This window comes from Hymenobacter sp. APR13 (genome assembly GCF_000737515.1).
Classification (GTDB): domain Bacteria; phylum Bacteroidota; class Bacteroidia; order Cytophagales; family Hymenobacteraceae; genus Hymenobacter.
Genome location: NZ_CP006587.1, coordinates 745,822 through 769,543 on the forward strand (window position 1 = coordinate 745,822; position 23,722 = coordinate 769,543).

The following is a 23,722-nucleotide window of genomic DNA, read 5'->3' on the forward strand; positions in this document are numbered from 1 at the left end:
ATAGCACCCAGGTGGCTGGCTTCTTTAGTTGGCGGCCGCCGTGCAAAAGGAGCATACGTATGTCCGGCGGCGGGCCGTACTGGCAGCGTTGGCGGCCGCACATTCTCGGCGGCCTGGCCGTACCTTAGTCTGAATATTTCCTGCAGCTTATGACCACCAAGCGCCTCAAACAACGTCTGGCTTTGCTTTCGCTCGTGGTGAGTGTGGCGTTGGTTCTGGTCAAGTTCTACGCCTACTTCCTCACCCACTCGCAGGCCGTCCTGACCGACGCGCTGGAGTCTATCATCAACGTGGTAGCCAGCGGCTTTGCCCTGTACAGCGTGTACCTGGCCAGCTTGCCCAAAGACGAAAACCACCCCTACGGCCACGGCAAGATTGAGCACCTGTCGGTAGGGTTTGAGGGCGGCCTGATTCTGATGGCGGGCGGCTACATCTTCTACTCGGCCGTGAAGGCGCTGCTGGCGCCCCACGCGCTGGAGCAGCCGGGCTGGGGCATGGCGCTACTGGCGGCCACAGCCCTCGTCAACCTGCTGGTGGGCTTCGTGCTGGTGCGGGCGGGCCGCAAGCATCACTCGCTGGCGCTGGTCGGCGACGGGCAGCACCTGTACCTGGATGCCGTGAGCACGCTGGTGTCGTGCCTGGCGCTGGTGCTGGTGATTCTCACGGGCCGGGTGGTGTTTGATGCCGCGGCTTCGGTTATCCTAGGGCTGTTTATTGTGGTGAATGGCTACCGCATGGTGCGCCGCTCGGTGGGCGGGCTCATGGACGAGTCGGACGAGGCTACCGTGCTGCAGGTGATTACGGAGTTGCAGCAGCAGCGCCGCCCCGCCTGGATTGACGTGCACAACCTGCGCGTGCAGCGCTACGGCTCCAACCTGCACATCGACTGCCACGTGACCATGCCCTACTACTTCAGCCTGGAAGAAACCCACACCGAGGTGCACTGCATCGAGGAGCTGGTGCGCGACCGGTTTGAGGTGGACGTAGAAATGTTCGTGCACGCCGACCCCTGCACGTTCTCGGCCTGCTCGCACTGCCAGATGGCCGACTGCCCGGTTCGGCAGCACCCGTTCAGCCAGGAAATCCCCTGGACGCTGGCCAACGTGGTGAAAAACGAGCGTCACCAGCTAACCGAGCCGGTGTAGCCGCAGCAGCCCGCGCCTTATGCCGCCTTCCATCACCGTTTCGGCCACCCAACTCAGCGCCCGGGAGTTTGCGGCCATCCACCAGGAGCAGCAGCGGCAGCGGTATCCGCCCGACACGCGGCACCGGCAGATAGCGCCGTTGCCGACTCCGCATGGCTGGCACAGCGGCTGGTGGGATGCCACATGGCTACTGCTGCTGGCAGCCGGCAGCGCATGGGGGCCGCCCGGCGTGCGGGGATACATTCGCCTGCTGCTCATCGGCTCCCTCTTCACGGCGGCCGGCCTGTGGTACCGCGGGCGCGAATACCGCCGGGCGTTCCGGCAAAGCCCGACGGCGGGGCTGAATACGCGCTTCGAAATAATAGAATCGGGCGTAGTGGTGGAGCACCAAGGCAGGTTTACCACTTTTCTATGGCCCGAGCTGTACCGGGTCCGGCACCTCCGCCCGTGGCTGCTGCTGTATCCCAACCCCGAGTATTGCTACTACCTTGACCTGCGCAACGTGAACCCGCCGGCCTCGGCGGCCGACGTTTTACAGCTGCTGGAGCAGCAGCAGCTTCTTACCCGCTAGCTTGTGCCTACTACCTACCCGCTTTTGCTGCCCGGCGTCCAGATGACGGCCGATGAATTTGTGACCGTGAACTTCCGGCTGTGGCGGCAGCGGCCCCGCACCCGCTTCAACCATTGGCTGCTGGGGCTGGCAGTGCTGCTGCTGGCCGGCAGCGTGGCACTGGATATCTGCCGCACCGGCCACATCAGCAACCAAAGCACCGTTGTGTTTCTGGCCGTGGCGGTGCTGTATGCGCTGGTGCGGATGCAGCTGGTGCGCTACCAGCTGCGGCGCGGCTACGCCCGCAATACCGGCCTGCACGCGCCCATCAGCTTCGAGCTGGATGCCGAGCGGCTGCGCGGCCGCAGTGCCGACGGCCACTTTGAGGCGCGCTGGCAGGTGCTGCGCCGCGCCGTGTGGGTGCACCCCGACTGGCTGCTGCTCTACCCCACCGAAGCCGCCTGCTACTACCTGGATCTGCGCCGCCTGCAGGCCCCGGCCACGCCCGAGCAGGTACTGGCGCTGCTGCTGCAGCACCAGATTCCGGTGCAGGAGCTGTAGTTTCAGTAGCATGGCGGAATCCGCTCACCGGAGCATTTTTCCTTCTGACTACCTATCGAAACCTCACAAACCCTGCGTTGCAACGCGGGGTTTGCTACTTTTGGGCTGTTACCCCATTCCATCATTTCCCCTTTCATGAAAGCTCTTCTCTCGATTTCGGCCGGCCTGGTAGTGCTGGCGGCCCCGATGGCCACCCAGGCGCAGATTGCCACGCCCGCGGCCAGCCCCAAAAGCACCATCACGCAGCGCGTGGGCCTCACCGACATCACCCTCACCTATTCGCGCCCCAGCGTGAAGGGCCGCATGGTGTTCGGCGACTCCACCTCCAAAGCCATTGTACCCTACGCCAAGCGCTGGCGCACGGGCGCCAACCAAACGACCACCGTCAAATTCTCCGACGACGTGACCGTGGAAGGCAAGAAGGTGCCGGCCGGCGAGTATGGCCTGTACACGGTGCCCGGCAAAGCCTCCTGGAAGATGGTGCTGAGCAAAAACACCAAGCAGGGCGCCAACGTCGACGGCTTCAAGGCCGAGGACGACGTGGCTACTTTCATGGTGAAGCCCTACAAAACGGCTGCCAAGGTGGAAACCTTCACCATGAACTTCACCGACCTCACCCCCGCCACCGCCAACGTGGACCTGCAGTGGGAAATGACCGGCGTCAAGTTCAAAGTAGCTGCCGACGTGGAGCCCAAAGTAATGGCCCAGATTGCGGAGAAAGTAACCCAAAACGCCTCGCCCACCCCCAACGACCTGGCCGCCGCCGCCGTCTACTACTACGACAACGACAAGGACCTCAAGCAGGCCCTGGCCTGGATGCAGAAAGCCAACGAGAAGGAGCCCAAGTTCTGGAACGTCCACACCGAGGCTAAAATCCGCATGAAAATGAAGGACTACAAAGGCGCCCTCACCGCCGCCGAGCAGTCGCGCACCCTGGCCCAGACCGCCAAAAACATGGACTACGTGAAGATGAACGACGACATCATCGCCACGGCCAAGAAAAACGGCGCCAAATAAGCGCCTTACGTTGGCCTCCCCCCCTGGCCCCCTCTCCTGGGGGAGAGGGGAAACCAACTGCTGGTTTTTGAATCTAGCAGGAGCACAGTAAATCAAAAAAAGCCCTTCAGATTGTCTGACGGGCTTTTTTAGTGCTATGGTTTTAGAGCTAGTTCCCCCTCTCCCTTGGGAGAGGGGGCTAGGGGGTGAGGCAATCGTAAGGCCTATGCAAGACCCGGCACAAGCTGAAGCTTATGCTACAGTTTTCTTCTCTGCCATCGACAGCAGCACACTCAGCCCCACCACCAGCAGGCTGCCGATGATGTTGAACCACAGGTAGCCGATATCGGTGCGCCAGAACAGCAGCAGCACCACCGTCTGGGCCACGATGGCCGACCAGAACACGGCCGTGCCGCCCACACGCTTCAGGAAGAAGGCCACCATGAAAATCCCGAGGATGGTGCCGTAAAACAGCGAGCCAAGGATGTTGACGGCCTGAATCAGGTTTTCGAGGCGGGCAGCGAAGGTGGCGAAGCCGATGCCCAGCACGCCCCAGCCAATGGCCGCCCAGCGCGAAGCCCGCACGTTGTGGGCTTCATCTACATGGGGGCGGCTGGGGCGGTACAGGTCGATGACGGTGGTGGAGGCCAGGGCGTTGAGGCCGGCTGCCGCCGAGCCCATGGCTGCCGACAGCACCACCGCAATCAGCAGCCCTACCAGGCCCTGCGGCATATTGTTGAGCACGAAGGTCAGAAACACGTAGTCGGTGTCTTTGGCCTCGGCTGAGGGCACGGCTTTCTTGATGAGGGCCTGGGCGCGGTCGCGCAGGCCGCGGGTGGCGGCGGTGGCGGCCTGCAGATGGGTTTCGGCGGCGGCCAACTGAGCGGGGTCTTCGGTGTGCAGGGCCTCTACCAACTGGGTAGTGGCCTGGCGGCGCGCCAGAAACAGCGTGGCGTGGGTTTGCTCCAGCTCGCGCAGCTGCGGGCCGTAGGTGGCGGAGCGCGCCACCTGGTCGCGCACGGGGCGGTTGAAGGTGAGCGGCGGCGGGCTGAACTGGTAGAACACAAACAGCAGCACGCCCACCAGCAGAATGGCAAACTGCATGGGCACCTTCACGAGGCCGTTCATGAGCAGCCCCAGGCGGCTTTCGGTCACGCTACGGCCGGCCAGGTAGCGCTGCACCTGGCTCTGGTCGGTGCCGAAGTACGAGAGGGCCAGAAACAAACCGCCCGTCATGCCCGACCAGAAGTTGTAGCGGTCCGTGGGGTCGAAGGTGAAATCGACGAGGTTGAGCTTGCCCTGGTGGCCGGCCACCTGCAGCGCTTCCTTGAAGCCGACTTCGGGCGGCAGGTAGTGCACCAGCAGGTAGCCGGCCACCACCATGCCCGTGAAAATCACGGCTACCTGGCCCTGCTGCGTCACCATCACGGCGCGGGTGCCGCCGGCCACGGTATAGGCAATCATGATGCCGCCCAACAGCCACACCGTGAGCATGATGTTCCAGCCCAGAATGGCCGACAGCACCAGCGCCGGCGCGTACAGCGAGAGGCCGTTGCTGAGGCCGCGTTGCACCAGAAACAGCAGCGCCGCCAACGTGCGCGTGCGCCGGTCAAAGCGGCCTTCCAAGTATTCGTAGGCGGTAAATACTTTGAGGCGGTGGTAGATGGGCACCGCAAACAGCGCAATCAGCACCATGGCCAGAGGCAGGCCAAAGTAGAACTGAATGAAGCGCATGCCGTCGTCGTAGGCCTGGCCGGGCGTGCTGAGGAAGGTGATGGCCGAGGCCTGGGTGGCAATGATGCTCAGGCCCACGCCCCACCAGGAGGCGTCCCGGTCGCCGAGCAGGTAGGAATCCAGGGAGGCGCCGGCGCCGCGCGTGCGCCACGCCCCGTAGCCGACAATAAACAACAGCGTGCTGCTGAGCACCAGCCAGTCGAAGGTACTCATGCAGCGAAAGCGCGGGTGAGGTAGGTGAAAAAGGCCACTTCCGCCACCAGCGCGCCCAGCACCAGCCAGTACCAGGCCCGCCACGAAGGCAGCAGCGGCGGCTTTTCAGATTCAGGAGTAGCAGACATAGGAAACGAAGGTAAAGTAAACCATAGCAACACCCACTACAAAATGCGCCTTGCTTTGGTCAGGCGGCTATTTCGGTTGTCTGACCTACGGCGGCAGATATCAAAGCTACTTGCCCAACGACACCATATTGGTCAAGAGACGGTAGGCGCCCGGCACGCCGGCGGGCAGCTCGCGGAAGAGCGAGAGGCCGGTGTAGATGTAGTGGCCTTTGCCGTAATCGGCGACGAGGATGGCGCTTTCCTTGGCTTTCTCGCCGGGGTCGTTGCTGCTCAGCACGGTCTGGTACTTGGGGTCCCACTGGCTGGGGTAGTAGAGGCCCTGCTCCTGCACCCAGCCCTCGAAATCCTTGCTCGTGATTTTGTTGGGCGTATTGAGCAGGGGCTGCGTGGGGTTGAGGAAGGTAACGGGGGCGTTTTCCACCGTCACCCGGTCGTTGGAGAGCGTGAGCGGGTAGGGGCCGATTTGCGGCAGCACGGTGCCGCGGCTCACCGCATACTGCACCACTAGGTTGCCGCCCTGCTCCACGTAGCGCAGCAGCGTGGGCTGCAGGGTTTTGAGGCGGTCGAGGGTGTTGTAGGCGCGCACGCCCAGCACCACGGCGTCGAAGCGGCGCAGGTTCTGCTCGGTGAGGTCTTCGGGCTTGAGCAGGGTTACGGTGTAGCCGATCTGGCGCAACGCGTCGGGCACCTCGTCGCCGGCCCCCATCAGGTAGCCGATTTCCTGGCCTTTGCGCTTGAGGTCCAGCTTTACCAGCGGGGCCACGGCTTCAGGGAACAGGGTTTGGGTGGGAATGTGGGTGTAGGCAATGGTCTGGTAGCCGCGCGAGTACGCCTGGCCGTCCACGGTAGCCACGGCCCGCAGCTCCGATTTTCCTTCCGCGGCGCCCGCGCCGGGCTGCACCCGGAACTGCACGGTCTGCTCGGCGTCTTTGGCGGCCAGCTCGAACGGAATGCTGGCGGGCTCGGACGTCCAGCCTTTGGGCAGGTTCAAAGCCAGGGCACCTTTTACGCCCGCCTTGCCGGCGCGCAGCATCACGGGAACGGTTTTGGGCTGGTTATCGGCAAACACGTAGGCGTGGCCGCCCACGTTTACCATCACCGGCGGCACCACCGTCAGCGGGCGGTACTTCTCCCCTTCCACCGGGTCGGTGCTTTTGTATTGAAGAGGCTTGGTGTAGTACAGCGGCACTCTATCTACTTCTACGGCAAACAGGACCTCATTTACAGGCAGGTTTTCGGGGCGGCCGAGCACTTCCCGTTTTTCTATCCGCTGCCCCCTATGCGGATGCTCCGGCCAGGAAAATTCTTCCACAACTTCTGGCACCTTGTACATACCTGTTGTCCCGGCTTCGCGTAGCCAGTACGGCTGTGATACTGACTGCTTGGTTGGAATGGTGATAAATGCTTTTTTCAGAAAGGGCTTGCCGCTGCTCAACTGCTCGTTCACCTCCTGCTTAGCCATATTTCCCACCGTTGGGAAGCCGAAATCAATAGCCGGAACTTCCAGCCATTTTACCTTCACAGGTACTGCCGAACGGTTTAAAGCTTCAATAGCTATATCCAGTTTTCCATCGGGCGTGGCGGTGGTTTCCTGCGAAATGGCAGTCAGATTTAGCCCCAGACAGCCATATATCAGCTCATCAATTTCTTCGCGTTTTTCGTCATCCCAGAATCCTGCTTCTTTCGGTAGCTTCTCTAGCGCCACCCGCACCTTCAGCAACCCCGCCACACTCGCCGACGGATTGGCCGGGTCGTACTTGCGAATCACCTCATCAATCATCTTCCCGATGGCCGCGCCGCCGGGCACCCGGTTCCAGGTCAAGTCCACGCCCTCGAACAGGTCGGTGGTGGCCTTGTCGCCTTTCAGGGGCTGGAAGTATTCCAGAGCCTCACCGCGCTGGGCGCTGCTGCCGAAGCCCTGGCTGCGGTGCTGGGAGCGGCTGCGGGCGGCAATTTCGCCGTAGCTCTGCCCTAGCAGCGGGTTGTAGCCGCCGGCATCCAGCTTCAGGTACTGGCTCATGTCCTCACCGGCCTTCACGAAAAAGCTGCCGGTGTTCCAGAGCAGGCGCTTGGCCTGCCAGGGCTGCACGTATTGCAGCTGCTCGGGGAAGCGCTTGGGGTCGGCGGCGGCCGAGAAGGCCTCGATGGCCAACATGGCCGAGGCCGTGTGGTGGCCGTGGCCGGCCCGGGCGTCGGGCGGGAAGCGGGTAATCATCACGTCGGGGCGGCGCTGCCGGATGACCCATACCATATCGGCCAGCACCTGCTCCTTGTCCCAAATGGTGAAGGTTTCCTCGGGCGTTTTCGAGAAGCCGAAGTCGTTGGCGCGGGTGAAGAACTGCCGGCCCCCATCGATGCGGCGGGCCGCCAGCAGCTCCTGCGTCCGGATGACGCCCAGCCCCTCGCGCAGCTCCGGGCCGATGAGGTTCTGGCCGCCGTCGCCGCGGGTGCAGCTCAGGTAGCCGGTTTCCACGAGGCGGCCGTTGGCGAGGTAGGCAATCAGGCGGGTGTTTTCGTCGTCGGGGTGGGCGGCCACGTACAGGGCCGAGCCCAGCACGTTCAGCTTCTTCAGCCCCAGCAGAATTTCACTGGACGACCAGTTTTTGGGGGCCTGGGCGGCGGCTGTGCCGATTAGTAATGAGGAATTAGTAAGTAGGAATGCCGACAGGACGGCGCGGAACAGGCGAGTACGCATATAGTAGGGCAGCTTGAGGGCGTGAAGATAAGCCGCCCCGGCCGACCCTGTCCGGGGAAGCGGAACGAGTGGTGCTACGAGTTGCCCGCAGGGCCTCGTGGCACCACTATCGTTGAACGGCGCGGCTGGTTGTCGTTCAACGGTAGTGGTCCTACGACTGGAAAAAGTCGTAGGACCACACCGGCCACTACATCCTCGTGCGTCCGGGCGGGCGGAACTGTGTCTGTGGTGTTGAAGTTGGCAGGTGATGATCGTGAAGACCCTGCCTGCGTATAGGCCTCTTTTAGTATCCGCTCGCTATCTGCTGATGACGTTTTCCGTTCCTTCCCGCCTGCGCCTGCTGGGCCTGGCCCTGCTGCTGCCCCTGCTGGGCACGGCTCAGAATGCCGTTTCCACTGCCCCACAACCTGCCGTGCCGCCGCAGCAGTGGTACCTGCTCGACCCGGCCGCCGACGGCGTGATGGGCGTGAGCGTGCGCAAAACCTACGACGAGCTGCTCAAAAACCGGCCCTCCACGCCCGTAGTGGTGGCCATCATTGATGCCGGCATCGACACGGCCCACGCCGACCTGCGGCGCCTGCTCTGGACCAACCCGCGCGAAATTGCCGGCAACGGCCTCGACGACGACCAGAATGGCTACGTGGATGACGTGCACGGCTGGAACTTCCTGGGTGGCGCCGACGGCCGCAACGTAGACGTGGAAACCTACGAGGACACCCGTCTTGTGGCCCGCCTCCGGCCGCTCTACGAGGGCAAAGCCCGCACCGCCGTGCCCGCCGCCAAGCGCGCCGAATACGACCTGTATCAAAAAGTAAAAAAGACCCAGGCCGACAAGATTGCCGAGAACAAGGAGCAAGCCGCCTCCCTCGACCAGGCGTACACGCTCAATAAAAAGGGCGCCGACAACCTGCGCGAGGCCCTTGGCCTGGCCCGCCTCGATACGGCCAGCCTGCGCGCCACCACCCCCACCGACCCCAACCTCTACCGCGCCGCCCTCAGCCTCTACGCCAACCTGCGCTCCGCCGGCTACGCCGATCTGGAGTCGGTGCTGGCGGATATGAAAGAGGGCCTCGACGACAGCCGCAGCCAGTTGGAGTTCAGCCTCAATCCGGCCTTCAACCCACGCGCCAGCATCATCGGCGACGACCCCACCAACACCCAGGACCGCCGCTACGGCAACCGAGACAACCACGGCCCCGACCCCATGCACGGCACCCACGTGGCCGGCATCATCGGCGCCGACCGCACCAACCTGCTCGGCATCCTCGGCATTGCCGACAACGTGCGCCTGATGGCCGTGCGGGCCGTGCCCAACGGCGACGAGCGGGACAAGGACATTGCCAACGCCATCCGCTACGCCGTGGATAACGGGGCCAGCATCATCAACATGAGCTTCGGCAAGTACTACTCGCCGCAGCGTGAGGCCGTGGATGCGGCCATGCGCTACGCCGCCACCAAGGGGGTGCTGCTGGTGCATTCGGCCGGCAACGAAAACGACGACATCGATGTGAACGTGGAGTTTCCGTCGCCGGTGTACCCCGATGGCCAGCCCGTGCCGAACATGATTACGGTAGGCGCCAGCGCCCGCCTCAACGACCAGCACCTCGTGGCCGACTTCTCCAACTACGGCCGCAAAAACGTGGACGTATTCGCGCCCGGCAACCAGATCTACTCCACGCTGCCCGGCCAGCAGTACGGCAACAAAAGCGGCACCAGTATGGCCTCGCCGGTGGTGTCGGGCATGGCGGCGGTGCTGAAATCGTACTTCCCTACCCTCACTGCTGCTGATTTGAAGCGCATCATTCTACAGTCGGCGGTGGTGTACCATACCAAAGTACTTAAGCCCGGCACCCAAAAAACTGTGGATTTTGCCGAGCTGTCGCGCACTGGTGGCCTCGTGAACCTCTACCGCGCCGTGCAGCTCGCCGCCGCCGAAACGGCAAAGTAGGTTCGCCTACAGCCATAATTAAGCCCCGTAGCGGCGACAGTTCAGGAAGAGCACTTTCCTGGATCTGTCGCCGTTACGGGGCTTTTTGATTGTTGGCGTAGTCACCCAGCTCTTGCTATGCAGTTAGTCGGCTCCGCTGGATAGCCAGCGCCGGACTGGTGGTTCGTTGCCTGCAGGTGTCGCAACCGGTATCGGTATCAGTTGGGTGCCAGGAGCCGGCCCCCAGGGATTCAGGCCGGGTGTACCAGGCCGCACGGCCAGCAGCATATAGGCCAGCAGATTCACCAGGGGCACCAGCAGCACCAGCGCGTACCAGCCGCTCAGGTATACATCGTGGAGGCGGCGCACCGAAAGCAACGCCGCCAAAGCCGTGCTTACAGCTAGCACCAGCCCCGCCAGCAGCACTTCATACCAAACCTGCGGGGCCGGCAGAAAAGAGGCCGGCAGCAGCGGCACCAAAGCCAGCAGCAGGCGGAGTGCATAGTCGGAGCGGCCCAGGCGGCCCTGCAAAAAGTCGTACTGTTTCATAGTGATTTATGGAGTAATAAAGCGGGCCGCTACGTGCTGTGGCCGTGCTGTCGGTTGTTTCCAAAATCCGGGCCAAAACCGGCGCATTTGTCTGTTTATTCAACGTTTAGGCACCAGGGGCGTATGCTAAAGGACGCTTTAGCCTGCTTCATATGCTGATACCTCAACTCATTTTCCTGGATAAACTACGCAACAAGACCACCCCTGCTGCCCCGCCGGGCAAGCCGAAACGCCGCCTCAAACGGCGCCCGCACCGCACGGCCGCCGCGGCCCGCCGCTGGTTCCGGCACCACCTGTTCAGCGCCATGTATCTGGCTCTGGGCGTGCTGTCGGCCGCTTTCGGCCTGAAGGCCTTCCTGCTCCCCAACGACTTCATCGATGGCGGCGTGACGGGCATTTCGCTGCTGGTGCGCCAGCTTACCGGCCTGCCGTTGTCGTTGCTGATTATTGTCATCAACGCGCCGTTTATCGTGATGGCCTACTTCCAGATGGGCCGCACGCTGGCCCTGAAGTCGCTGGGCGCTATTCTGGCGCTGGCGGCGGTGCTGCTGGTGGTGTCCTTCCCTACCCTGACGCAGGACAAGCTGCTGATTTCTGTTTTCGGGGGCTTCTTCCTCGGGGCCGGCATTGGGCTGGCTATGCGCGGCGGTGGCGTGCTCGATGGCACCGAAATCCTGGCCGTGTTTCTGAGCAAGAAAACTAGCCTCACCGTCGGCGACATTATCCTGCTCTTCAACATCGGCATATTTGCCGTGGCGGCCTATGTGCTGTCTATCGAAACGGCGCTGTACTCCATCTTGGCCTATCTGTCGGCCGCCAAAACCATCGACTTCCTGATTGATGGCATCGAGGAATACACCGGCGTCACCATCATTTCGGGCCGCTCCGATGCCATCCGGCGCATGATTACCGAGAAGCTGGGCCGCGGTGCCACCGTGTACATGGGCAAGCGCGGCTACGGCACCCACGGCGACCAGCCCAATCCCGTCGAAATCGTGTTTACCGTCGTCACCCGCCTAGAACTCTCGCGCCTCAAGGGCGAAATCGACCAGATCGACCGGCAGGCCTTCATCGTGATGCACAGCGTGAAAGACACCAAGGGCGGCATGATCAAGAAACGGCCGCTGCACTAAGACTGAGGGGAAAATGAACGTCATGCAGAGCGGAGCGAAGCATCTCGCGTGCTGACATCTGAATAATTACAACGTCAGCACGCGAGATGCTTCGCTCCGCTCTGCATGACGTTCTACCATTTCACCTTTGCGTTTCGCGGCTACCTTTGCAGTATGGCCGCACCGCTCCTCCTGCAAGACCTCTACATCTACCCCGTCAAGTCGCTGGGCGGCATCCGGGTAACCCAGGCCGAGATAGAGCCGCGCGGCCTGCGCCACGACCGCCGCTGGCTGCTGGTAGATGAGCGCAACCAGTTCATGACCCAGCGCCAGACGCCCGACATGGCGTTGCTACGGGTGGCGCCGGCCTACAACGGCTTCCTGCTCACGCACGCCCAGCGGCCCGATCTGCTGCCGCTGTACGTGCCCTTCGAGGCTACGCCCGAGCGCACGCTGTTCGTGACCATCTGGGACGATATGGTGTTTGCCTGGCGCGGCACCCGCGCCGCCGACGAATGGGTGAGCGAGGCCCTGGGCCGCCCCTGCAAGCTGGTGTACATGTCGGATATGGCCCGCCGCGACGTGGAGCCCGACCTCAACCCCGAAGGCCAGCTGGTGAGCTTCGCCGACGGCTACCCCTTCCTGCTCATCGGCCAGAGCGCCCTCGATGAACTCAACGGCCGCCTCGCCGAGCCCGTGCCCATGGACCGGTTCCGGCCTAACCTCGTGTTCAGCGGCGGCACCCCGTTCGAGGAAGACACCTGGGCCGAATTCCAGGTGGGCGACGTGCCGTTCCGGGCCGTGCGCGCCTGCGGCCGGTGCGTGCTCACCACCATCGACCAGCAGTCGGCCGAGAAAAGCGCGGCCGGCGAGCCGCTGCGCACGTTGGCCACCTACCGCACCCAAGGAAGCAAAGTGATGTTCGGGCAGAACGTGACTGGCCCCGGCCGTGGTCTGCTCCGCGTCGGTGACACCCTGCAGGTACTAAACCTGAAATAAGCACGCCTGCCTTATTGCCTGATTTGCTGCCGGAGCCTTTTCGGGCAGCAAAGAGGCAGCATATTGCCGTTCAGTTATCAGACTATTTTCAGCAGTTTGTACATATCCTTGAAATATGTACATTTGCTAATTCTTACGCGTTTTCTTGTGTTTTAAGAAGATCAGGCAGGCTTGTTTTGCTACGCTGTCTGATCTGAATACCGTCATAATACTCTTCCGCGCTACAATCTGCACTACCCGGCATGGCTGCATGCCGGTGGGCCCATGGGCCGCACACCTGTTGTTCCTCTCCTTACTGCTCCCCTATGACGCGTACGCTCGCCAGCCGGGTTATCGTTCTGCTTCTGATTTTGGCGGGTGCCTTCCCCCAGGTTGGCGCATCCCAAACCGTTTCCAGCGCCCGGCTGCACGCCCCCTGGGACGAGCTGCTGCACCAATTTGTAACGCCCGAGGGGCTCGTAGACTACCAGGGATTGCTGGAGCAGGAAGACAAGCTGCTCGACTACCTGCTGGCCCAGCGCAAAGTGTCGCCCGAAGCGGCTGGCTGGTCGGCGGCCGAGCAGGAAGCCTACTGGATCAACATCTACAACGCTGCCACCGTGTACATGGTGCTGCAGTATTACCCGCTCAGCAACGTCAACGACATCCGGCTGAAAGGCAAGGTGCACTCATTGTGGGAGGCGCCGAGCGTGCAGGTAGGCGGCCAGGAGTACTCGCTCAACCAGATCGAGCGCGAAAAGCTGACGGCGCGCTTTCAGGACCCGCGCCTGCACTTTGCGCTGGTGCAGGGCGCCATGTCGGGGCCGCAGCTGCTGCCCGAGGCCTACGAGGGCGCGCAGCTGGCCCAGCAGCTGGAGCGCCAGACCCGGCGCTTCCTCAACGACCCGGCCCGCAATGTGCTGGCGGGCGCCCAGCCCCAGCTGTCCAGCCTGTTCAATTTCTACGCGGCCGAGTTCGGGAGCCGCACGCAGCTGCTGGAGTTTGTCAACCGCTACGCGCCCATGCCGGTAGCGGCCACCGCTCCAATTGAGTTTCTGCCCTTTAGCTGGGCCCTCAACGACCGGCAGCCGCTATCGGCTACCCAGGCTCTGCACAAATAAGCGGGCAAACCACGTCTCTGAGTGCATCTGAAAAGCTGGCCTGTCGTATCAAGGTCAGCTTTTCACTTATTTCTGCCTCATGGACCGAGCCCTGGTGCTGGCGTTTCTGCGCGAGCTGGCCACCCACAACCATAAAGCCTGGATGGACGAGCACCGGGCCGACTACCAGCAGGCGCGCGCCGAATTCACGGCCCTGCTGCGCGAGCTGCTCAACGGCTTGCAGCAGTTTGAGCCCGGCATCCGCGGCCTCACGCCGGCCGATGTGATGTACCGCCTGCACAAAAACGACCGTTCGCAGCGCGACCCCGAAACCTACAAGCGCCACATGAGCGCCGGCCTCAAGCCCGGTGGCCGCCACAGTCCCTGGGCCGGCTACTACGTGGTGCTGGAGCCGGGCGGCGAGTCGTACGTGGGGGCTGGGCGCTGGGAGCCTGAGCCGCAGCAGCTGGCCCGCATCCGGCAGGAAATCCACTACAACGGCCCCGCCTTCCACGCCCTGCGCCAGGCCCCCGACTTCCAGCGCCACTTCCCCGCCGGCCTCGACCCCGCCGACGCCCTCAAAACCGCCCCCAAAGGCTACGACCGCCTCGACCCCGACATTGAGTGGCTGCGCCTCAAGCGCTTCTTCGTGTGGCGCGCCATCCCCGATGCCGAGGTGCTGCGCCCCGACTTCCCGGCCCGCGTGCTGGAAGCCTGGCGCGCCGCCCAGCCCTTCATGCGCTTCCTTAATGAGACTATGAAGGATTAGGGAGTAGGGAGTAGGGAGTAGGGAGTAGGGAGTAGGGAGTAGGGAGTAGGGAGTAGGGAATAGGGTGTATATGAAAGGCCCCACCGGGTTACGGCGGGGCCTGTATTTTCTCCGTTTATCTGAGCCTAATTTCTAAGCCCTATGCCCTATGCCCTAAACCTAGAACAGCCCAAACAGGGTGCTATTGATGCTTTCGATGATGCCGCTCAGGTCTTCGGGGTTGCTCACGTAGTCGAGGTGGTTGACGTCGACGATGAGCAGCTTGCCGTGCTTGTAGCCGCTGATCCACTCCTCGTAGTGCTCGTTGAGGTGCTTGAGGTAGTCGATCTTGATGTTGTTTTCGTAGTCGCGGTTGCGGCGCTCGATCTGCTGCACCAGCTTGGGCAGGTCGGCGCGCAGGTACAGCAGCAGGTCCGGCGGATCCACCATGCTCACCATCGACTCGAACAGCCCCAGGTAGTTGCGGTAGTCGCGCTCGGTCATCAGGCTGGACTGGTGCAGGTTGGCCGCGAAGATGTGGGCATCCTCGTAGATGGTGCGGTCCTGAATGACGCCCTTGCTGGCCGCCTGCAGCTTCTTGATCTGCTGGGTCTGGCGGAAGCGGCTGTTGAGGAAATACACCTGCAGATGAAACGCCCAGCGCGGCATATCATCGTAGAAGTCCTTTAGGTACGGATTGTGGTCGACGTCCTCCAGGAAAACTTCCCAGTTGAAATGGTGGGCCAGCTTATTGGCCAGCGTGGTTTTGCCGGCCCCAATGTTGCCGACGATGGCAATGTGCATACGTCTGAGAGAAAAGGCGGCCAGCCGCCTTGGCCCGGCCCGAACCACAAAAGTACACAACCCGCCGCAAGTCGGCAGCAGCCGGCGGCCGGCTTTCCGCGTACATATAATAAATAATATATTTATCCTTCCACTCTGCCTCCTCCTTGCCATGCCGGTGCCCCTTCCATCCTTCTTTCAGCAGCCCGAATCAGAACACGCGCTTCCGGCGGGCACCCAGCAGTTGGGCTTCCTGCGCGATGAGCACGGCGCGCCCCTGCTGCGCCAGCTCTATTATGCGCCCGAGCAGCTGCTGTGCGGGCAGTGGTTCGGCAACCTCACGGCCGAATCGGTTATTGCGGGCGGCAAAGCCTGCCTGCAGGGCATGCAGCAGCTGCGCCCAGTACTCGTGCTCAACGACAAGAGCGTAGCCACCGGCGACTGGACCGAGGCCATGGACTGGCTGGAATATGAGTGGCTGCCGCTGGCCCAGCAGTACGGTATGCGGGCCTTCGCCTACGTTTTCTCGCCCGACATGCATAATCAGCTAGCGGCGCTGGAGTTCTTTACTCGCATCCGTCCGCACGTCGCCATTAAGCTTTTCTACGACGCCGATTCCGCCCACGCGTGGCTGCTCACGTATTTGTAGCGCATACTGGCCTAAACAGACGCCGCCCCGGCAACGCACTGCAATAGTGTGCTGCCGGGGCGGGCTTTATTTCAACTGGCGGGATTACTCGGCCATCACGCCTTTCACGTCGCGGGCTTTTTCTAGGGTGCGGAACTCTCCCTGCCACGACCGGATGCGCACTCGCTCTTCCAGCGGCAGCTGCTCGCGCACCTGTTCGTAGCGGGCATTCAGGCGGCCCAGCACGGCCGAGGCATTGCTCCAGTCGGCGGCAGTCCACTGACGGCGCTGGGCGCGGGTGGCCTCAATGAAGCGGCCGTAGAGGTCGGGCAGCTCGGTGGCGCGAGCCCGGCTGATGGTCACGTTTTCACCCAACAGCTTGTTCTGCGATTGTTGCGCGGTTTCGGGCGTGCGGGCAGCGCGGTCAAGGCTATCCTGGCGAGCCTGCCAGGAGCCGTAGCGCTTTTTCTGGATGTCGTATTCGCGCTTGCCTTCCACGGTAAGGCTGTCCACGGCCTTGTCGATGCGCTTGCTCTGGCGGTCAAACTCCTCGGTGATGCGCGGCGTTTCACGGGCTACGTCGTCGGCGACGCGGCTCACTTTGTCGCTTACCCAGTCGGAAAAGATGCGCAGGTCGCGCTCCACGGCCGAGGCCGTGCTGCTGGCCGTAGGGCGGGTTGTGCTGGCCGGCGCCTTGGTGGCCGGCGCTTTGGAAGCGGGCGTTTGCTGGGCCAGGGCGGCCGAAGCCGACAGCAGCACGGCAGCCAGTAAAAGGGAAAGTGGTTTCATGAGCATAGGAAAAACGGGAGAACATCAGCAACGCTGACCGGCCGCCTGGCCGTATGCCACAACAGGCAACTTCTGGCCCAAAAACGAGTGCGCGGGCCTTTTGGGTTCGGTTTTCCGTTATTTTATGCCGTTTTTGCGGCCTATGTCACGCGTTGAACCTGCTTCTGCTACCATCCGGGCGGCCACCACGGCCGATATTGCCACCATCGTTGAGTTGGCCGAAGCGACCTGGGAACCTACCTACCGCTTCATCATCTCGAAGGAGCAGATCGACTATATGTACCGCGTGATTTACACGCCGGCCTCGCTGCTGCGCCAGATGACCGAGCAGGGCCACCAGTTTCTGCTGCTGCTGGATGCCGACCAGCAACCGGGCGGCTTTGCGTCGTACTCGGCCAAGGAGCTGGCCGGCGCCTACCACCTCAACAAGATCTACATTCTGCCCTCGCACCAGGGCCAGGGCTTTGGGCAGCGGCTGCTGCGGGCCGTGGAAACGGCCGTGCGCACGGCCGGCGGCCACATTCTGGAGCTGAACGTAAACCGCCACAACCCCGCGCTGGCGTTTTACGAGCACGAAGGCTTTGCCCGGAACCGCGAAGAAGACATTGCCATCGGCCCCTACTGGATGAACGACTACGTCATGCGCAAGGAGCTGCTGTAGCATAGGCTTCAGCCTGTGCCGCTCTCCAACCCATCCCAATAACTCCGCTTTGTTTCTCCGTTTTTTTAACAAGCACAGGCTGAAGCCTATGCTACATTCCTTTTCTTCATGGCCACCACCAAACTCACCGTCCTCAGCAATGGCTCCCTCCGCGTGGAGGGAACCGATATCGAACTCGTAGATGCCCAGGGCCAGCCCTACGGCCTCGGCGGCCGGGAGCGGATCAGCATCTGCCGCTGCGGCCTCAGCAGCCAGAAGCCCTTCTGCGACGGCTCGCACAAAGGCCACTTCGAGCACGACGCCAAAGCCTTTGACCTGCCCGCGCCCAAGCCCGCTGCCCCGCAGGCTTAACCGATTTTAGATGTAACGCGAAGTTCCACTTCGCGGGTTGGTAGAGTAGTATTGACCGGGGGCATCCCCAACCAACACTGACTCACCGGCCCGCGAAGTGGAACTTCGCGTTACATAATGTTGCCGCCGCTTAGAACAGGGAGTTCACGAAGTCCACGTACTCCTGGCGGGCTTCGTCCTGGCTTTTGCCGCGCATGCCGGCCCAGGCGTCGTATTTGGCAATGGCTTTGAAGTCGAAGCCACCCGGACGGTCGCCGGAGATGTCGCCTTCGCTGCCTTGCTTGTAGAGGGCGTAGAGCTTGAGCAGGGTCATGTTGTCGGGCTTGGCGGGCAGTTCTTTGCTGCGGGCGGCGGCGGCTTCAAATTCTTCGGGAGTGGCCATAAGGCGGAAGGATGAAGTGGTAGAATGGTGAATTTGGTGCTCTGCTAGGCAGAACCCGTGGCAAAAGATACGGATTGCCGGAAAAATAGGCGGCATGCAGCGTTTTTTCTTCGTGTATCTTTCTCGCCTTCTCTCCCACTGCCTTCTTCGCCCCGAGCTCATGCTGAAAAAATTACTCCCCGGCCTGCTGGCCGCCACCCTGCTGCTGCCCGCCTCCACCCTGGCCCAGCGCACATACCTGCACTGCGGCCGCCTGCTGGACATGCGCGCCAACGGCCGCGCCCAGACCGAAATGACGCTGGTGGTAGAAAAAGGCCTCGTGCTGGCTGTGGAGCGCGGCTACACCACCCCGCCCAATGCCACCGACAAGGTCATCGACCTGAAAAACCGCACCGTGCTGCCGGGCCTGATTGACTGCCACGTGCACCTGGAAAGTGAAACCAGCAAAGACCAGTACCTCCAGGAATTCACCCAGAACCCGGCCGACGTGGCCTTCGGCACCCTGGCCCACGCCCGCGTGACGCTGCTGTCGGGCTTCACCACGGTGCGCGACCTGGGCGGCTCGGGCGTGAACATTGCGTTGCGCAACGCCATCAACCGGGGGCAGGTGGTGGGGCCGCGCATCTTCACGGCGGGCAAGGCCATATCGGGCACGGGCGGCCACATGGACCCCACCAACGGCTACCGCCAGGATCTGATGGGCATGCCCGGCCCGGCCGATGGCGTGGCCAACGGCCCCGAGCAGGGCCGGCAGGCCGTGCGCGAGCAGTACAAGCGTGGCGCCGACCTGATCAAGATTGCCAGCACCGGCGGCGTGCTGAGCGTGGCCAAAGACGGCAGCAGCGCCCAGATGACCGAGGAGGAAATCCGCACCATCGTGCAGACGGCCCGCGACCTGGGTTTGAACGTGGCCTGCCACGCCCACGGCGCCGAAGGCATGAAGCGCGCCATCCGGGCCGGCGTGACCAGCATCGAGCACGGCACGCTCATGGACGACGAAACCATGAAGCTGATGAAGAAATACGGCACCTGGTACGTGCCCACCATCACGGCCGGCAAGTCGGTGGCCGACTCAGCCAAAATCCCGAACTACTACCCACCCCTTGTAACGCCCAAGGCCCTGGCCATCGGGCCCAAGCTGCAGGGCACGTTTGGGCGGGCCTACAAGGCCGGGGTGAAGATTGCCTTCGGGACGGATGCGGCCGTGTTTCGGCACGGCGTGAATGCGCTGGAGTTCCGCTATATGGTGGAGGCCGGCATGCCGCCGCTGGAGGCCCTGCGCAGCGCCACCGTGTCGGCGGCGGAGCTGCTGGGCCAGACCAGCAGCCTAGGCACGCTGGAGCCCGGCAAGCTGGCCGACGTGGTAGCCGTAGACGGCGACCCAGTGCAGGACATCAACGCCATGCAGCGGGTGCGCTTCGTGATGAAGCAGGGCGTGATATATCGTAGCGAGTGATTTTTTCAAAACGCTTTTGAACTTTTTATTTAATTGATAATCAAGACTGTAATCAATAATTATAAGGCTATGAGTCTTGTCGAGGCAGCGTCTGGCATGTGTATTGTAAAAAGCGAATAAACCTTATTCCCTTACACATATGCGCTTCTCTACCCTCGTTACCGCCACTGTCTTTACCACGCTGCTTGCGGGCCGCGCCCTGGCCCAGACAGAGCTACCTGCCACCCCGCAGCCGGGCAACCTGCCGGCCCGCAGCGGGCAGCCCGCGTATGCTCAACAGCCCGTGTATCAATCGCCCGACACCCGCTACGCCCAATCAACGCTGGGCATTGACCTAGGCTGGGGCGGGCCCTACGGTTGGGGTGTCAGCTATGCGCATCTGGTAGCGCCAGGCACCGATGTGAATGTTGGCTTGGGGTTGGGAGTAGGCGGCAAAATTGGGGTGGGCGTGCGGCACTTTCTGGCGCCCAGCCGCCGGCTGTCGCCTTACTTTGGCCTGAGCCTGAGCCGCACCGGCCGCATCGATGACTTCACACTCACGCTCGACGAGGGCATGCCTACCGAAGAATACGCCAGCTTTGTACAGCGGCCAACCGGCGTGCTGCACTTCCGCTCGGGGCTGCGCTGGCAGCCGGGCCGCGTAGGGCTACTGGGCACGCTTGGCTACGGTGCCCGTTTCACCGGCGACCCTGCTGAATACGCTCCGGGTATCAACCCCTCGCCTCGCATGCGCAACCTCGTGAAGGCCATCGGGCCGGGCGGATTGGAGCTGTCGTTGGGTGTTGCCTTCAACCTAAGCCGCCTGTAACCGCCGCGGTGGCGCCGCACCGGCTGGCCGTGCCGACGCGGCGCTATACTGAAGCATGGCGCACGCATCCTGCCGATTTTTGAGCAATTTGCCGGCTCATCCCTATCGGCTATCTGCTGTACTAATGCCTCTTCGCAAGTCTCTTTCCTTTTGGGTGCTGCTAGTTTGCTCCGCCTCTATCCTGCTGACTTCGTTTCTGTATTACCCGCGCTGGAATAAGTCCCAGACCGAAGCCCTGATCAGCTGGGATGCGTCGGGTTACTATATGTATCTGCCGGCTACGTTCATTTATCATGACCTGAAGAAGCTGGATTTTCTGCCGGCCATCACCCAGAAATACTCGCCCGACCCGTACCAGAACCAAGCCTACCTGGACTCGACCAGCGGCAACCAGGTGATGAAGTATCCGGCGGGGTTGGCCGTGCAAAGCCTGCCGTTTTTCGCAGCCGGCCATCTGGCCGCCAAGACGCTGGGCTACCCCACCGACGGGTTTTCGGCGCCGTACCAACTGAGCCTGCAGATAGGCGCGGAGCTGGTGGCTATTCTGGGGTTTGTGCTGGTGTGGTATACGCTGCGGCGGCGGTTCAGTGAGGAGGCCACGGCCCTGACGCTGGTGGTGCTGGCGCTGGGCTCCAACTACCTCAACTACGCCGCCATCGACTCGGCCATGACGCATAACTGGCTGTTTACGCTGTATGCAGGCCTGATTCTACTCACTCAGGCTTTCTACAAGCGGCCTACGCTGGGCCGGGCCCTGGCCATCGGCGCGGTGTGCGGCCTGATGGCCCTGACCCGCCCAACCGAAGTGCTAGCCACGCTGATTCCCATTCTGTGGGGGCTGCGGCCTGACCGGCAGGTGCTGGCGGCCCGGCTGGCGTTCTGGCGTCGGCACCTGCCGCACCTGCTACTGGCCGGTTTAGCCGGCGCGGCTATCGGCAGCATCCAGCCGCTCTACTGGCACTACGTGACGGGGCGCTGGCTGGTGTACAGCTACGGCGACCAAAGCTTTAGCTGGCTGCGGCCCCACCTCTACGACGGTATCTTCAGCTTCCGCAGCGGCTGGCTGACGTATTCGCCGCTGATGGCCGTGGCTTTGCTGGGCTTCGGGGCGCTGTGGCGGCGCTACCCGGAGGTGTTCTGGGCCATGCTGATTTACTCGGTGCTGTTCATTTACGTCACGTTTGCCTGGGACATCTGGTGGTACGGCGGCTCTTTGGGGCAGCGGGCCATGGTGCAGAGCTACCCCGTGCTGGCCTGGCCCATGGCCGCGGCCATGAGCTGGCTGCTGGCCCAGCGGGTGCGCGTGGCGGCCTTTGCCGTGCTGCTGCTGCTTGGTATCTACTACAACCTCTGGATGACGCATCAGGCCCACGGCGGCTCCGGCCTGATTGCGGCCGGCGAGATGACCCGCCCGTTTTTCTGGCAGGTGGTGGGCCGCAACGCCGTACCGGTTTCCACCTTCTGGCTGCTCGACAACCCTGACCAGTTGGTGAATGACTCCAACCGCAAAAACGTGCGGGAGCTGTGGCACACCGATTTCGAGCAGGACACCACGGCCGGCTGCGGCACACCCGCGCTGCAGGGCCGCTGCTCGCTGGCCCTCGACCAAACCCACCAGTCCAGCCCCGACTACCGCATCAACATCTTCCAGAACGACGTGCAGTGGGTGCGGGTGCTCGCCCGCGCCAGGTGCGTGCAGAAGGAATGGGACACCTGGAAAATGACCCAACTAGTGGTCAGCTTCCGGCAGGGCGACGACAAGGTGAAGGAAGGCTTTATCCGGCTCCAGCGCGTGGTCGGCCAGGACTGGCCCGCCGAGGTATACCTCGACCTGCAGGCCCCGCGCAACCAGTCCTACGACAACATCCGGGTGGCCTTCTGGAACGCCGACGGCCCCCAGCGCATCCTCATCGACGAAGTACGGGTAGAGGCGTTTGAGCGGTGATTTTTGGTGATGGGGGGATGGGGGGATGAGGTGAATCGTGACAGGTGACAGGTAAATAAGAACGTCATTCCGAGCGGAGCGAGGAATCTCGCCAGCGTGGTAACTACCACCGGCGGGCGCGGTTGCACGTCGGCGGGCATCAGGCAAACAAACCCCGCCAGTTGGTTCTCCTGTTCGGCCACCCATATGCCGATGCCGCGGTTGATCGCCGCCAGCTGCGCCTCATTCATGCGCGATACGATAAATCCCTGCCGTTTTTGGCCAACGTCAGCACGCGAGATTCCTCGCTCCGCTCGGAATGACGTTCTTATTTTACCTGTCACCTGTCACGATTCACCTCATCCCCCCATCACTTCATCACTTCATCACCTCATCACCCAAACTCACTCCTTCTTCGCCTTCGTCAGCATGAGCTTGAGGTTGAGGCGCACGATGTCGCCCATGGAGCGGCAGCGGCGGAACTGGTCGGTTTTATGGTGCAGGCCCAACTGCTCTTTTAAATGCTCCACCTTCTCCGGCGGCGACACCTCGTCGCGGCGCAGGCAGTCGATGAGGTCTTTGAGGCGGTAGCGCTCCGAGCGGGCCCGGCGGGCCATCAGGGCGCGCTCCTCTGTCTGGTACTGGCGGGTGGTTTCGGCGTTGAGCAGGCGGCTGCAGAGCTGCACCACGGCCCGGTTGTCCTTGAAATACTGGGGCAGGTACATGGTCTTTTTGCCCTCGTAGCACTGCTGGTCGAAGTCGATGGCCCGCACGCGGTACTGCTCGTCCTCGAAGTCGGGCGTCACGTCGATAACGTAGTTGTAGGCCCGCATATCGCCCAGCAGGCGCGCAAAGCACCGCTCGTTGAACTTCACAAACTCCTTGGCGATGCGCACCTGGTTGAGGTGCGGGGCGGCCAGCCGGTCGCGGATGAAGTCGTCGCCGGGAATGCCCACAATGTGCTCCTCGATGATGGTGTCGCCGAAAACGAGGTAGTTGAGGCTGTTGGGCGAGAGCAGATGCTCCAGCTCCAGGCCGTACACGCGCGAGGCGTCGGCGCGCTTCACGTAGAAGTAGTCGTAGTTGTCGTTGAGCTGGTTGACGATGCGCACCCGAAACGGGTTGGAGTTGCCGAAGCGGCAGTAGTCCACCCGGTCGGCCAGCAGATGCTCCGTGAAGCTCAGGTCGCCGCCGGTTTTCAGGATGGCGTACACCTCGGCCAGACCGGTGCCCAGCTCGCGCAGGGTCTGGGGCTCGTAAAACACGGTTTCCCACATCGTGTCGCGGCCCTGGCGGTCGGCCAGCGGGTAGGAGCCGCTGCTGCGTGTGAGGTCCTGGTACGTGACGGGCAGCGTGGCTTCGCGGTCGTAGTGCTGCAGGTAGGTTCGGAGCGGCGCCTGAATGGCGTAGGTGATTTTCTTTTTGGTGATAAGCGTCACGGGCGGGCAGAGCTGGAACGGTGGGATGAAAGGCGCGGTGGCAGCGGCCGGAAACCGCACAATTT

The 23,722-nt window shown here is 62.6% G+C and carries 23 protein-coding genes; 15 read left to right on the forward strand and 8 right to left on the reverse strand.

Features of this window, described 5'->3' with window-relative positions:
* Positions 1-149: 149 nt before the first annotated feature.
* From N008_RS03110 to N008_RS03125, 4 genes are all read left to right on the forward strand, one after another.
* A complete protein-coding gene (locus N008_RS03110) occupies positions 150-1,145 on the forward strand; it encodes a cation diffusion facilitator family transporter (RefSeq protein ID WP_044013665.1) in 996 nt (331 codons plus the stop codon).
* Between the two features lie 19 nt (positions 1,146-1,164).
* The gene (locus N008_RS03115) at positions 1,165-1,716 is read left to right on the forward strand and encodes a hypothetical protein (RefSeq protein WP_044013667.1); all 552 of its coding nucleotides are present in this window, start codon (positions 1,165-1,167) and stop codon (positions 1,714-1,716) included.
* 3 nt (positions 1,717-1,719) lie between these two features.
* Positions 1,720-2,256 carry a hypothetical protein gene (locus N008_RS03120; protein WP_156108984.1) on the forward strand — a complete coding sequence of 179 codons (537 nt, stop codon included), beginning with the start codon at positions 1,720-1,722 and terminating at the stop codon, positions 2,254-2,256.
* Between the two features lie 135 nt (positions 2,257-2,391).
* The gene (locus tag N008_RS03125) at positions 2,392-3,273 is read left to right on the forward strand and encodes a DUF2911 domain-containing protein (RefSeq protein ID WP_044013671.1); all 882 of its coding nucleotides are present in this window, start codon (positions 2,392-2,394) and stop codon (positions 3,271-3,273) included.
* A 231-nt stretch (positions 3,274-3,504) separates the two neighbouring features.
* Here the strand turns inward: N008_RS03125 and N008_RS03130 are convergent, their stop codons facing one another.
* The 3 genes from N008_RS03130 to N008_RS03135 all read right to left on the reverse strand — a co-directional run bounded on the left by N008_RS03130 (position 3,505) and on the right by N008_RS03135 (position 8,022).
* Entirely contained in the window at positions 3,505-5,199 is a 1,695-nt protein-coding gene (locus tag N008_RS03130; RefSeq protein WP_044013672.1) for a sodium:solute symporter, read from the reverse strand.
* Positions 5,196-5,327: a hypothetical protein gene (locus tag N008_RS23990; protein ID WP_261989931.1), complete on the reverse strand. Its 132-nt coding sequence runs from the start codon at positions 5,325-5,327 to the stop codon at positions 5,196-5,198. Before N008_RS23990 ends, N008_RS03130 begins: the two co-directional genes overlap by 4 nt.
* 106 nt (positions 5,328-5,433) lie before the next feature.
* The gene (locus N008_RS03135; protein ID WP_044013674.1) at positions 5,434-8,022 is read right to left on the reverse strand and encodes a PIG-L family deacetylase; all 2,589 of its coding nucleotides are present in this window, start codon (positions 8,020-8,022) and stop codon (positions 5,434-5,436) included.
* A 307-nt stretch (positions 8,023-8,329) separates the two neighbouring features.
* On the opposite strand from N008_RS03135, the gene N008_RS03140 reads away from it, so the two are divergent.
* The gene (locus N008_RS03140; RefSeq protein WP_081910583.1) at positions 8,330-9,970 is read left to right on the forward strand and encodes a S8 family peptidase; all 1,641 of its coding nucleotides are present in this window, start codon (positions 8,330-8,332) and stop codon (positions 9,968-9,970) included.
* 123 nt (positions 9,971-10,093) lie between these two features.
* On the opposite strand, the gene N008_RS21260 is transcribed toward N008_RS03140, so the two are convergent.
* The gene (locus N008_RS21260; protein WP_052381139.1) at positions 10,094-10,498 is read right to left on the reverse strand and encodes a DUF805 domain-containing protein; all 405 of its coding nucleotides are present in this window, start codon (positions 10,496-10,498) and stop codon (positions 10,094-10,096) included.
* Positions 10,499-10,650: 152 nt separating this feature from the next.
* Here N008_RS21260 and N008_RS03150 point away from each other — a divergent pair, with 152 nt between their 5' ends.
* From N008_RS03150 to N008_RS03165, 4 genes are all read left to right on the forward strand, one after another.
* Positions 10,651-11,631, forward strand: a complete 981-nt coding sequence (locus N008_RS03150; protein WP_044013676.1) for a YitT family protein — start codon at positions 10,651-10,653, stop codon at positions 11,629-11,631.
* 153 nt (positions 11,632-11,784) lie between these two features.
* A complete protein-coding gene (locus N008_RS03155; protein ID WP_044018254.1) occupies positions 11,785-12,609 on the forward strand; it encodes an MOSC domain-containing protein in 825 nt (274 codons plus the stop codon).
* Between the two features lie 305 nt (positions 12,610-12,914).
* On the forward strand, positions 12,915-13,709 hold the full coding sequence (locus tag N008_RS03160) for a DUF547 domain-containing protein (RefSeq protein WP_044013677.1): 795 nt from the start codon (positions 12,915-12,917) through the stop codon (positions 13,707-13,709).
* A gap of 79 nt (positions 13,710-13,788) precedes the next feature.
* Positions 13,789-14,457 carry a DUF2461 domain-containing protein gene (locus tag N008_RS03165; protein WP_044013680.1) on the forward strand — a complete coding sequence of 223 codons (669 nt, stop codon included), beginning with the start codon at positions 13,789-13,791 and terminating at the stop codon, positions 14,455-14,457.
* Between the two features lie 159 nt (positions 14,458-14,616).
* Here N008_RS03165 and N008_RS03170 read toward each other — a convergent pair whose 3' ends face one another.
* Complete coding sequence (locus N008_RS03170; RefSeq protein WP_044013683.1) at positions 14,617-15,240, reverse strand: deoxynucleoside kinase; 624 nt, start codon at positions 15,238-15,240, stop codon at positions 14,617-14,619.
* A 157-nt stretch (positions 15,241-15,397) separates the two neighbouring features.
* Here N008_RS03170 and N008_RS03175 point away from each other — a divergent pair, with 157 nt between their 5' ends.
* The gene (locus N008_RS03175; RefSeq protein ID WP_156108985.1) at positions 15,398-15,868 is read left to right on the forward strand and encodes a hypothetical protein; all 471 of its coding nucleotides are present in this window, start codon (positions 15,398-15,400) and stop codon (positions 15,866-15,868) included.
* Positions 15,869-15,952: 84 nt separating this feature from the next.
* Here N008_RS03175 and N008_RS03180 read toward each other — a convergent pair whose 3' ends face one another.
* On the reverse strand, positions 15,953-16,636 hold the full coding sequence (locus N008_RS03180) for a hypothetical protein (RefSeq protein ID WP_156108986.1): 684 nt from the start codon (positions 16,634-16,636) through the stop codon (positions 15,953-15,955).
* 142 nt (positions 16,637-16,778) lie between these two features.
* Between N008_RS03180 and N008_RS03185 the strand changes: the two genes are divergently transcribed.
* Positions 16,779-17,297, forward strand: coding sequence for a GNAT family N-acetyltransferase (locus N008_RS03185; protein ID WP_044013687.1), 519 nt, complete (start codon positions 16,779-16,781; stop codon positions 17,295-17,297).
* 108 nt (positions 17,298-17,405) lie between these two features.
* Entirely contained in the window at positions 17,406-17,648 is a 243-nt protein-coding gene (locus N008_RS03190) for a CDGSH iron-sulfur domain-containing protein (protein ID WP_044013689.1), read from the forward strand.
* 130 nt (positions 17,649-17,778) lie between these two features.
* On the opposite strand, the gene N008_RS03195 is transcribed toward N008_RS03190, so the two are convergent.
* A complete protein-coding gene (locus N008_RS03195) occupies positions 17,779-18,030 on the reverse strand; it encodes an acyl-CoA-binding protein (RefSeq protein WP_044013690.1) in 252 nt (83 codons plus the stop codon).
* 160 nt (positions 18,031-18,190) lie between these two features.
* Between N008_RS03195 and N008_RS03200 the strand changes: the two genes are divergently transcribed.
* From N008_RS03200 to N008_RS03210, 3 genes are all read left to right on the forward strand, one after another.
* A complete protein-coding gene (locus tag N008_RS03200) occupies positions 18,191-19,486 on the forward strand; it encodes a metal-dependent hydrolase family protein (RefSeq protein ID WP_197062940.1) in 1,296 nt (431 codons plus the stop codon).
* A gap of 139 nt (positions 19,487-19,625) precedes the next feature.
* Positions 19,626-20,294 (forward strand): hypothetical protein, encoded by a 669-nt coding sequence (locus N008_RS03205; RefSeq protein ID WP_044013692.1) that lies wholly within the window; start codon positions 19,626-19,628, stop codon positions 20,292-20,294.
* A gap of 124 nt (positions 20,295-20,418) precedes the next feature.
* Positions 20,419-22,239, forward strand: a complete 1,821-nt coding sequence (locus N008_RS03210; protein WP_044013694.1) for a glycosyltransferase family 39 protein — start codon at positions 20,419-20,421, stop codon at positions 22,237-22,239.
* A 383-nt stretch (positions 22,240-22,622) separates the two neighbouring features.
* Here the strand turns inward: N008_RS03210 and N008_RS03215 are convergent, their stop codons facing one another.
* Positions 22,623-23,657: a hypothetical protein gene (locus tag N008_RS03215; protein WP_044018257.1), complete on the reverse strand. Its 1,035-nt coding sequence runs from the start codon at positions 23,655-23,657 to the stop codon at positions 22,623-22,625.
* Positions 23,658-23,722 lie beyond the last annotated feature (65 nt).

What these genes read in the sequence shown, in the direction of transcription:
- N008_RS03180 (WP_156108986.1), bottom strand. Translation starts at nt 16,636, where the DNA reads ATGAAACCACTTTCCCTTTTACTGGCTGCCGTGCTGCTGTCGGCTTCG.
- N008_RS03210 (WP_044013694.1), top strand. Translation starts at nt 20,419, where the DNA reads ATGCCTCTTCGCAAGTCTCTTTCCTTTTGGGTGCTGCTAGTTTGCTCC.
- N008_RS03115 (WP_044013667.1), top strand. Translation starts at nt 1,165, where the DNA reads ATGCCGCCTTCCATCACCGTTTCGGCCACCCAACTCAGCGCCCGGGAG.
- N008_RS21260 (WP_052381139.1), bottom strand. Translation starts at nt 10,498, where the DNA reads ATGAAACAGTACGACTTTTTGCAGGGCCGCCTGGGCCGCTCCGACTAT.
- N008_RS03135 (WP_044013674.1), bottom strand. Translation starts at nt 8,022, where the DNA reads ATGCGTACTCGCCTGTTCCGCGCCGTCCTGTCGGCATTCCTACTTACT.
- N008_RS03165 (WP_044013680.1), top strand. Translation starts at nt 13,789, where the DNA reads ATGGACCGAGCCCTGGTGCTGGCGTTTCTGCGCGAGCTGGCCACCCAC.
- N008_RS03200 (WP_197062940.1), top strand. Translation starts at nt 18,191, where the DNA reads ATGCTGAAAAAATTACTCCCCGGCCTGCTGGCCGCCACCCTGCTGCTG.
- N008_RS03185 (WP_044013687.1), top strand. Translation starts at nt 16,779, where the DNA reads ATGTCACGCGTTGAACCTGCTTCTGCTACCATCCGGGCGGCCACCACG.
- N008_RS03160 (WP_044013677.1), top strand. Translation starts at nt 12,915, where the DNA reads ATGACGCGTACGCTCGCCAGCCGGGTTATCGTTCTGCTTCTGATTTTG.
- N008_RS03190 (WP_044013689.1), top strand. Translation starts at nt 17,406, where the DNA reads ATGGCCACCACCAAACTCACCGTCCTCAGCAATGGCTCCCTCCGCGTG.
- N008_RS03125 (WP_044013671.1), top strand. Translation starts at nt 2,392, where the DNA reads ATGAAAGCTCTTCTCTCGATTTCGGCCGGCCTGGTAGTGCTGGCGGCC.
- N008_RS03150 (WP_044013676.1), top strand. Translation starts at nt 10,651, where the DNA reads ATGCTGATACCTCAACTCATTTTCCTGGATAAACTACGCAACAAGACC.
- N008_RS03110 (WP_044013665.1), top strand. Translation starts at nt 150, where the DNA reads ATGACCACCAAGCGCCTCAAACAACGTCTGGCTTTGCTTTCGCTCGTG.
- N008_RS03155 (WP_044018254.1), top strand. Translation starts at nt 11,785, where the DNA reads ATGGCCGCACCGCTCCTCCTGCAAGACCTCTACATCTACCCCGTCAAG.
- N008_RS03170 (WP_044013683.1), bottom strand. Translation starts at nt 15,240, where the DNA reads ATGCACATTGCCATCGTCGGCAACATTGGGGCCGGCAAAACCACGCTG.
- N008_RS03205 (WP_044013692.1), top strand. Translation starts at nt 19,626, where the DNA reads ATGCGCTTCTCTACCCTCGTTACCGCCACTGTCTTTACCACGCTGCTT.
- N008_RS03130 (WP_044013672.1), bottom strand. Translation starts at nt 5,199, where the DNA reads ATGAGTACCTTCGACTGGCTGGTGCTCAGCAGCACGCTGTTGTTTATT.
- N008_RS23990 (WP_261989931.1), bottom strand. Translation starts at nt 5,327, where the DNA reads ATGTCTGCTACTCCTGAATCTGAAAAGCCGCCGCTGCTGCCTTCGTGG.
- N008_RS03140 (WP_081910583.1), top strand. Translation starts at nt 8,330, where the DNA reads ATGACGTTTTCCGTTCCTTCCCGCCTGCGCCTGCTGGGCCTGGCCCTG.
- N008_RS03195 (WP_044013690.1), bottom strand. Translation starts at nt 18,030, where the DNA reads ATGGCCACTCCCGAAGAATTTGAAGCCGCCGCCGCCCGCAGCAAAGAA.